At 63.0% G+C, this 7,306-nt stretch carries 7 protein-coding genes; 5 read left to right on the top strand and 2 right to left on the bottom strand.

Going from position 1 to position 7,306, the window contains the following annotated elements:
• A partial coding sequence (locus tag B3B04_RS05710; RefSeq protein ID WP_292040862.1) for a GcrA family cell cycle regulator occupies window positions 1-229 on the bottom strand: 229 nt, incomplete at its 3' end.
• A 231-nt stretch (window positions 230-460) separates the two neighbouring features.
• On the opposite strand from B3B04_RS05710, the gene B3B04_RS05705 reads away from it, so the two are divergent.
• The 4 genes from B3B04_RS05705 (at window position 461) to argF (ending at window position 4,571) form a co-directional block, all read left to right on the top strand.
• Window positions 461-1,288 carry an ABC transporter permease gene (locus tag B3B04_RS05705; protein WP_292040860.1) on the top strand — a complete coding sequence of 276 codons (828 nt, stop codon included), beginning with the start codon at window positions 461-463 and terminating at the stop codon, window positions 1,286-1,288.
• A gap of 96 nt (window positions 1,289-1,384) precedes the next feature.
• Window positions 1,385-2,296 (top strand): M28 family metallopeptidase, encoded by a 912-nt coding sequence (locus B3B04_RS05700; protein WP_292040857.1) that lies wholly within the window; start codon window positions 1,385-1,387, stop codon window positions 2,294-2,296.
• 118 nt (window positions 2,297-2,414) lie between these two features.
• Window positions 2,415-3,611, top strand: coding sequence for an aspartate aminotransferase family protein (locus B3B04_RS05695; protein WP_409516073.1), 1,197 nt, complete (start codon window positions 2,415-2,417; stop codon window positions 3,609-3,611).
• A 45-nt stretch (window positions 3,612-3,656) separates the two neighbouring features.
• Entirely contained in the window at window positions 3,657-4,571 is a 915-nt protein-coding gene (gene argF, locus B3B04_RS05690; RefSeq protein WP_292040854.1) for an ornithine carbamoyltransferase, read from the top strand.
• Between the two features lie 72 nt (window positions 4,572-4,643).
• Here the strand turns inward: argF and B3B04_RS05685 are convergent, their stop codons facing one another.
• Window positions 4,644-4,856: a hypothetical protein gene (locus tag B3B04_RS05685; protein WP_292040853.1), complete on the bottom strand. Its 213-nt coding sequence runs from the start codon at window positions 4,854-4,856 to the stop codon at window positions 4,644-4,646.
• A 209-nt stretch (window positions 4,857-5,065) separates the two neighbouring features.
• On the opposite strand from B3B04_RS05685, the gene B3B04_RS05680 reads away from it, so the two are divergent.
• Window positions 5,066-7,306, top strand: a 2,241-nt coding sequence (locus B3B04_RS05680) for a hypothetical protein (RefSeq protein WP_292040852.1), incomplete at its 3' end; no start/stop codon positions are given.

The raw sequence follows: 7,306 nt of genomic DNA, 5'->3' as shown, positions 1-7,306 counted from the left end.
CGGCAGCCGAGGCGGCCTTGGTGCTGCTGGGGCGCGTGGTGCGGAAGCTGGTGCGGGCCGGTTGCGACGGCGCTGCACGGCCCGACAGACCCAGACGGTGTACCTTACCTATGACGGCGTTGCGGGTTACGCCACCGCCCAGTGCTTTTGCGATTTGGGAGGCCGATTGGCCTTCAAGCCACAGCTTTTTCAGAGCGCCTACGCGATCTTCAGTCCAGCCTGCGTTCATGCCACCCTCCGGGGGATCGGATTCAATATCTTGTGTCAGAACGTCAGAAATAACGCTCCTCAGTGGCGCCAATCGTAAATCACCGCTTAAAACACGCAATATGTAGGAATTCGCCTGTCCACAGAAACCAGATGTAGTATGGTTAATGTCCTATTTTGACTCAACTTTATTTGGGTCCGAATAACAGCGGGCGCCTTGCGAAACGCCATTTCGAGGGGCATTTGACCGTTTATGAGCCACACTGACGCCAAGCCGACGACACTTTCCGCCCATCACCAGCCCCGCCGCTATGCCGGTGTGAACTGGGTGGGACTGCGCACGCTTTACCTGCGCGAGGTGCGCCGCTTCTGGAAGGTGGGGGCGCAGACTGTGGCCGCGCCGGTGGTGACGACCCTGCTCTATATGATGGTCTTTGTGGTGGCCCTTCAGGGCGCGCGTCCGCCGCTGCACGGCACGCCGTTTGCCGAGTTTGTGGCACCGGGCCTGATCATGATGGCCATTTTGCAAAACGCCTTTGCCAACGCCTCGTCCAGCCTGATCCAGGCCAAGATTATGGGCACGGCGACCGATTTCCTGACCCCGCCGCTCAGCCCGCTGGAACTGACCATCGGTTTCAGTCTGGGTGCCGCCACGCGCGGTATCGTGGTGGGACTGGTGACGGCCCTGTGCGTGCTGCCGTTCGCAAAACTGGGCATCAGCAATATTCTGCTGATCGTCTGGTTCGGCCTGATCTCGTCGCTGCTGATGGGCATGGTGGGCGTGCTCGCCGGTCTGTGGTCCGAAAAGTTCGACCACCTGTCTGCGGTGCAGAACTTTGTCGTCATGCCGATGACCTTCCTGTCGGGCACCTTCTATCTGGTCGACAACCTGCCGGCACCGTTCAACACCATCAGCCATTTCAATCCGTTCTTCTATCTGATCGACGGCTTCCGTGCGGGCTTTATCGGTCAAGCCGAGAGCAATCTGATGGTCGGTCTGGTCATGAGCGCCGTTCTGACCGTGATCATGGGCGTGGTCTGCTGGCTGGTGTTCCGCTCGGGCTGGCGTTTGAAGAGCTAAGCGGCGTAACCGTCCCGATCCTTTCAAAGGCCGTGTCGCGCTGGCGATGCGGCCTTTATTCGTTTAACCCTCTGGGCAGACCTAAAGGGGAGCTCCATGCCAATGAAATCGCTGCTGACGTCCACCGTCTTGGCCGCCTGCCTGCTGGCCGCGCCGGTTATGGCCCAATCTACCGATCAGGCCCGCGCGGTGCACGCCGCTGCCGAAGCCCTGATCAAGACCTCGAACGCTGAGCGTCTGGATGAGCTGAAGCGTCAGCTGGAGGCCGCCAACCTGCCCTATACGCTGCAGGCCTTCGAAGGCGGCAATAACCGTACCGGCGCGATGGCGGGTACCAATATTGTGCTGACGCTGGGCGAAGGCGCATCGGACATCGTCATGACCGCCCACTATGATGCGGTGGTCCTGCGCGACGGGGCCTTCTCGCACGGCGTGGTCGACAACGCAGGCGGCACGCTGGCGGTGGTCGAGGCCGCCAAGGCGCTCAACCAGACGGCCGGTTCGCTGAAGCATCGCATCATTGTGGTGCTGACCGATCAGGAGGAACTGGGCCTGATCGGCGCGCGCAAATGGTTTGAACAGGCTGACGCCACTCGCATCAAGGCCGTGGTGAACGTTGACGTTGCCGCCTATGGCCAGACGGTTATGTACGGCCTGAACAATGGCGATCAGTCCAAGGATCTGGTGAAGACCCTGCGTCATCACTGCGCCGAGACCGCTACCGACTGTGAGGCCTTCCCGGTCTATCCGCCCAGCGATGACCGGGTGTTCTCGGCGGCCGGCATTCCGGTGCTGTCGCTGGGTATCCAGAACGCCGTAGGTGCCCGCCAGATGTGGTTGGCCTTCAACGGTGGCGAGGACAATGGCCTGCGTGAGGGCTTCGTGCCGGACGTATTCCAGAACATCCACACCCATGAGGACACCATCGACAAGCTGAAGGCCGACGATGTGGTCACCTTCTCGGGCTTCCTGTCGCAACTGGTCGCCCGTATCGACGCCAGCCTCTAAGGCGCGCTTGATCGGGCATGGTGTTGACTAAGGTCGAAATGCGCCCGACAAGTCTCGAACCCCTTTTCTAAAGCGGTCCCGTTGCTATAGCGACGGGGCCGTCTCTCTTTTATGGAGCATGCCAGTGTCCGGACATCTGATGGGCGTTTACAACCGCGCACCGCTGAACGTGGAGCGTGGTCAGGGTGCTCGACTGTGGTCCACCGACGGGACTGAATATCTGGACTGCGTGTCGGGTATTTCGACCAATGCACTGGGTCATGCCCATCCCAAGCTGGTCGAGGCGCTGAAGGCCCAGGCCGACAAGCTGTGGCACGTCTCCAACATCTACAGCATCCCTGGTCAGGACGAACTGGCCGATCTGCTGTGCTCCAAATCCTTTGCCGATGTGGTCTTCTTTGCCAACTCGGGCACCGAGGCCGTGGAATGCGCGCTGAAGACCGCCCGCAAATACCATTTTGCCAACGGCCAGCCGGAGCGCATCGACATCTATGGCTTTGACGGCTCGTTCCACGGCCGGACCTATGGCGGCATCAACGCCGCGGCCAATCCCAACTACACCGAAGGCTTCGGCCCGCCGATGGAAGGTTTCCATCAGCTGAAGTGGGGCGACAAGGATGCCCTGACCAAGGCCTTTGAATCCCCGACCACGGCCGCCATCATCCTCGAGCCGGTTCAGGGCGAGGGCGGCTGCCGCGCCACGCCGGACGAGGACCTGCGCTGGATGCGCGAGATGGCCGACAAGAACGGCGTGCTGATCATCTTTGACGAAGTCCAGTGCGGCATGGGCCGGACCGGCAAGCTGTGGGCCCATGAATGGGCAGGCATGACGCCGGACATCATGGCCATCGCCAAGGCTCTGGGTGGCGGATTCCCTATCGGGGCCTGCCTCGCCACCGCCGAAGCCGCCAAGGGCATGACCACGGGCGCGCACGGCTCGACCTTTGGTGGCAACCCACTGGCCATGGCTGTCGGCAAGGCCGCTTTCAGCATCATCTCCTCGGACGAGATCCTGAATAACGTCAACGAAGTCGCGGGCTATTTCAAACAACAGCTGCATGGCCTGCAGGAACGCTATCCGGACGTGATTGCCGAGGTGCGCGGCAAGGGCCTGCTGATGGGTCTGAAACTGATCCCGAACAATCGCGACTTCATGGGCTGGGCCCGCGATGAGGCCCAGCTGCTGGTGGCCGGTGGCGGCGACAATCTGGTGCGTATCCTTGCGCCCCTGAACATCAGCCGTGACGAAGCCCAAGAGGCTGTGGAGCGTCTGGAGAAAACCTGCGCCTACGCCCGCACCCAGATGGCCGGATAATCCGGCCAGTCCCTTAGCCTGACGTCTGTTCGTACGGAGACCTGAATGGTCCGCCACTTCCTCGACATACACCGCCTCGATGCCGCCGACCTGCGCGCCATTCTGGATGACGCCCGCGCGCGCAAGGAGGCCCGCAAGGGCTGGCCCAAGGGCAAGGTCGACGCCGACGCGCCTGCCAAGGACCGCGTTCTGGCGATGATCTTCGAGAAAAACTCGACCCGTACGCGCTTCAGCTTCGATGCCGCCATCCGCCAACTGGGCGGTCAGGGCATAATCGCCAATGCCGCCGACATGCAGTTGGGGCGCGGTGAGCCGATCGAGGACACCGCCAAGGTGCTGTCGCGCATGGTCGATGCGGTGATGATCCGCGCCAATGACCACGAGGACGTCGAGCGTTTCGCCCGCGTGTCCGAAGTGCCGGTCATCAACGCCCTGACCGACCGTTCGCATCCGTGCCAAATCTTGGCCGACCTACTGACCATCGAAGAGCATTATGGCTCGGTGGAAGGCAAGACGATCGCCTGGGTCGGAGACGGCAACAACGTCTGCCACAGCTTCATGCATGCCGCGCCCAAGTTCGGCTTCAAGCTGCGCGTGGCCTGTCCGGCGGAATACCACCCCGACCTGCGCGATCTGGAAAAGGGCGGGGCGCATGTGTTCCTGACCAGCGATCCGGCCGAGGCGGTTCAGGGTGCCGATGTGGTGGTCACCGATACCTGGGTGTCGATGGGCGATCAGGACTATGAAGCCCGTCTGGCCACCTTCGAGCCCTACACGGTGGATCAGGCGCTGATGAACCAAGCCAATGAGGGCGCGGTCTTTCTGCACTGCCTGCCGGCGCACCGTGGCGAGGAAGTGACCGACGAGGTCATCGACGGCCCGCAGTCGCTGATCTGGGACGAGGCGGAAAACCGTATCCACGCCCAGAAGGCCGTTTTGGCCTGGTGTTTCGCCGGATAATCTCGGCGGCCAAAACCCTATCGGAAAGGCCGGTGCCCTAGCGGGTGCCGGCCTTTTTCATGCGCATTCGGCTCAGTAGGGACGGGCTACAGGCCCGCCGCCCAGCAGGGCGATCAGGTGGATCAGCAGCAGCATCACCAGCGCCGCACATAACAGCATCAGGAACCGCCACGGCACCATGCGCGGGCCTTTGGTGAGGTCCAGCGGGCGCGCACCGCGCCAGCCGCAGAAGATGCCAAACAGGGCGCTGGCGGCCAGCAAGGCAAGTGTCAGTTCTAAGCTCATGGCGCTGTCACTTGGGGGCTGGAAAATCTTTGCGCAAGTGCTGGATGAAGGGCTGCCAAATCAGAAACCTTCTGTTAACCATGGATTTGACGGTACGGCCTGAATTGCCCTGCCACAGTCCGTATTTTGTCCAGATATTGTGGTTATTCTAAAGTCGCACACAACATGTGGGATAAAAGCTTAGCCATTGTCGCTCGGGAGCCGAATCAGTGAGCGCAGCTGCGCCTTGGAGCGTTAAGGGTATCGACCCCAAAGCCCGCGAGATCGCCAAGGATCTGGCGCGTCGCGAAGGCATGACTCTGGGCGAGTGGCTGAACGCGCGCATCATGATCGAGGGCGACAGCGACGGTACCCCCCTGCCCAATGACCGCCGTGCAGGTTCGCGTCGGGCAGAAGACCTGCCTGCACCGGAAGCTGCCAAGCGTCTGAATGCCATAATCAGCGAACTGGGTGAGCGTCTTGAAGCCGCTGAGCGCCGTTCGGCCTCGGCTATCCAGAACGTCGATCAGGCCGTGTCGGGCATCGTGCGTCGCATGGAGAGCGACCGCGAGGAAAGCACGCGCCAGAACCGCCGCATGGACGACATCGCGCGTGAATTGCGCGACGGCCATCTGCGCCTTCAACGTCTTGAATCCACCGTTCAGGACCCCGCCCGTCAGGATGCCGCTGTCTCTGATCTGCGCGACCGTCTGGACCGCGCACAGGAGGCGACCGGTCTGGCCCTCAAGGGTCTGGAACGTTCGTTCGCCGCTCTGGACAGCCGTATCGGGGGCGATACCGGCAGTGTCTCCGAAGAGCGCCTGACACAGCTGGCCAGCAGCCTGAGCCAGCAGATCGAGGCCAACCGTCTGGACCTGATGCGCCAGATCGAGGCCTCGACCGACAATACGCGTCTGGCCCGTGTCGAGCAGGCCATCAGCCAGCTGTCGGCCCAGACCCGCGCTGCCGAAATGCGCTCTGCCCGCGCCGTTGAGGCGATGGGTCACGAGATCATGCGCATTGCCCAGAATATGAACGGGCGGATGCAGTCGCTGGAAACGCGCGGCGGTGATGTCAGCGAAGAGGCCATCAACAGCCGCCTCGACCAGCGACTGGCCGATCTGGGTCGCACGCTGGACGAAAAGCTGGACCGCGAAATCTCGCGCCAGAGTGCATCGCTGGATGCGCGCCTGACCCGTCAGGAAGACGACCACGCCTTGGCGCTGGAGCGACTGGGTGGAGAGATCACCCGCATCTCGGACCGCCTGTCCGAACGCATTGCCCAGACCGAGCGCCGCTCGTCGCAGGCGATCGACGACATCGGTCGCCGCCTGAACGAGAGCTCCGAAAAGTTCGAGCGCCGTCACGACGACGTCTCGGGCGAACTGGCCGAGCGTCTGCGTCAGAGCGAAGAGCGCACACGCCGCCTGATCGAAGAGGCCAAGGAAGTCCGCGCCCAGCGCGAGGCTGCCAGCCTGAACGCGGCACCACGCCTGACGGCAGCCCTGCCCCCCACGGATGACCTGAGTTTCGAGCCGATGCCGGTGGCCACCGAGGCGGCACCGGATTCCCTGTTTGCTTCGCCGCTGGACTGGAAGCCGCAGGACGCCAAGCCGGGTGACTGGCGCGGGGCGGCTTTCGGCTCGGCCAAGTCCGAACCCTTGCCCGAGGCACAGGCGAGCCCCGGCTGGGCCGACGCCATCGCCGCCGAAATGGCCGTCGAGCCATTCCCGACCACAGACACCTTGCGCCCCTTTGGCAGCCTCGACGCCGCGCTCGACGAGAGCCTCGAGGAAGACAGCCGCCTGTTGGCGCAGGCGGCAGCCGAGACCGAGGCGAAGACCGCTGACGAAGCCGGTCAGGCCGACACGGCTTCGGAACTGTCCGACGACTTCCCGTCCATCTTCGCCTCGTCCGAGCATGAAGCGCAGGATCACAGCTTCGATGTGACCCCTCCGCATGAGGCGGGCGGTCCGCTGAGCATGACCTTTGACGCGGTGGTCGACGAAGTGCCCACCGAAGAGGTCGATCCTCTGGGTGCGCCGCTGAAATCCACCCGCGACGTGATCGACAGCGCCCGTGCTGCCATCGCCGATGAAGAACCCGCACCTGTTATCCGCTCCACCTTTGGCCTGAAGCGTAAAAAGGGCGGCAAGTCGGTTCTTCAGGAAAAACTTGATCGCAAGGCCTCGCGTGACGGCTCCACGTTGGGCAATGCGCTGAAGGCTTCGGCGCTGGCCATGCTGGTGGTCGGCGGCGGTGGCTATGCCACGCTGAAGGTCGTCAAGGACCAGAACCTGAACCTGAACTTCGGCACCGAGACCGATCCGGCCATGGCGCCGATCGCGGCTTTGGCGCTGGATGCCACGCCCGCCGAGGCTGTGCCCTCGGCCGAGATCGCCTCGACCGAAGGCGCTGCCATCTTCACGCGCGCCCTGAGCCTGCTGGACAGCGGCGATCCCGCCGGTGTC

It is taken from the genome of Brevundimonas sp. UBA5713, assembly GCF_002419815.1.
Taxonomy (GTDB): Bacteria; Pseudomonadota; Alphaproteobacteria; order Caulobacterales; family Caulobacteraceae; genus Brevundimonas.
The sequence above is the reverse complement of the archived record's forward strand: the minus strand, read 5'-3'. Positions and strand labels throughout refer to the sequence as shown.

What these genes read in the sequence shown, in the direction of transcription:
- B3B04_RS05705 (WP_292040860.1), top strand. Translation starts at nt 461, where the DNA reads ATGAGCCACACTGACGCCAAGCCGACGACACTTTCCGCCCATCACCAG.
- B3B04_RS05700 (WP_292040857.1), top strand. Translation starts at nt 1,385, where the DNA reads ATGCCAATGAAATCGCTGCTGACGTCCACCGTCTTGGCCGCCTGCCTG.
- B3B04_RS05695 (WP_409516073.1), top strand. Translation starts at nt 2,415, where the DNA reads ATGCCAGTGTCCGGACATCTGATGGGCGTTTACAACCGCGCACCGCTG.
- argF (WP_292040854.1), top strand. Translation starts at nt 3,657, where the DNA reads ATGGTCCGCCACTTCCTCGACATACACCGCCTCGATGCCGCCGACCTG.
- B3B04_RS05685 (WP_292040853.1), bottom strand. Translation starts at nt 4,856, where the DNA reads ATGAGCTTAGAACTGACACTTGCCTTGCTGGCCGCCAGCGCCCTGTTT.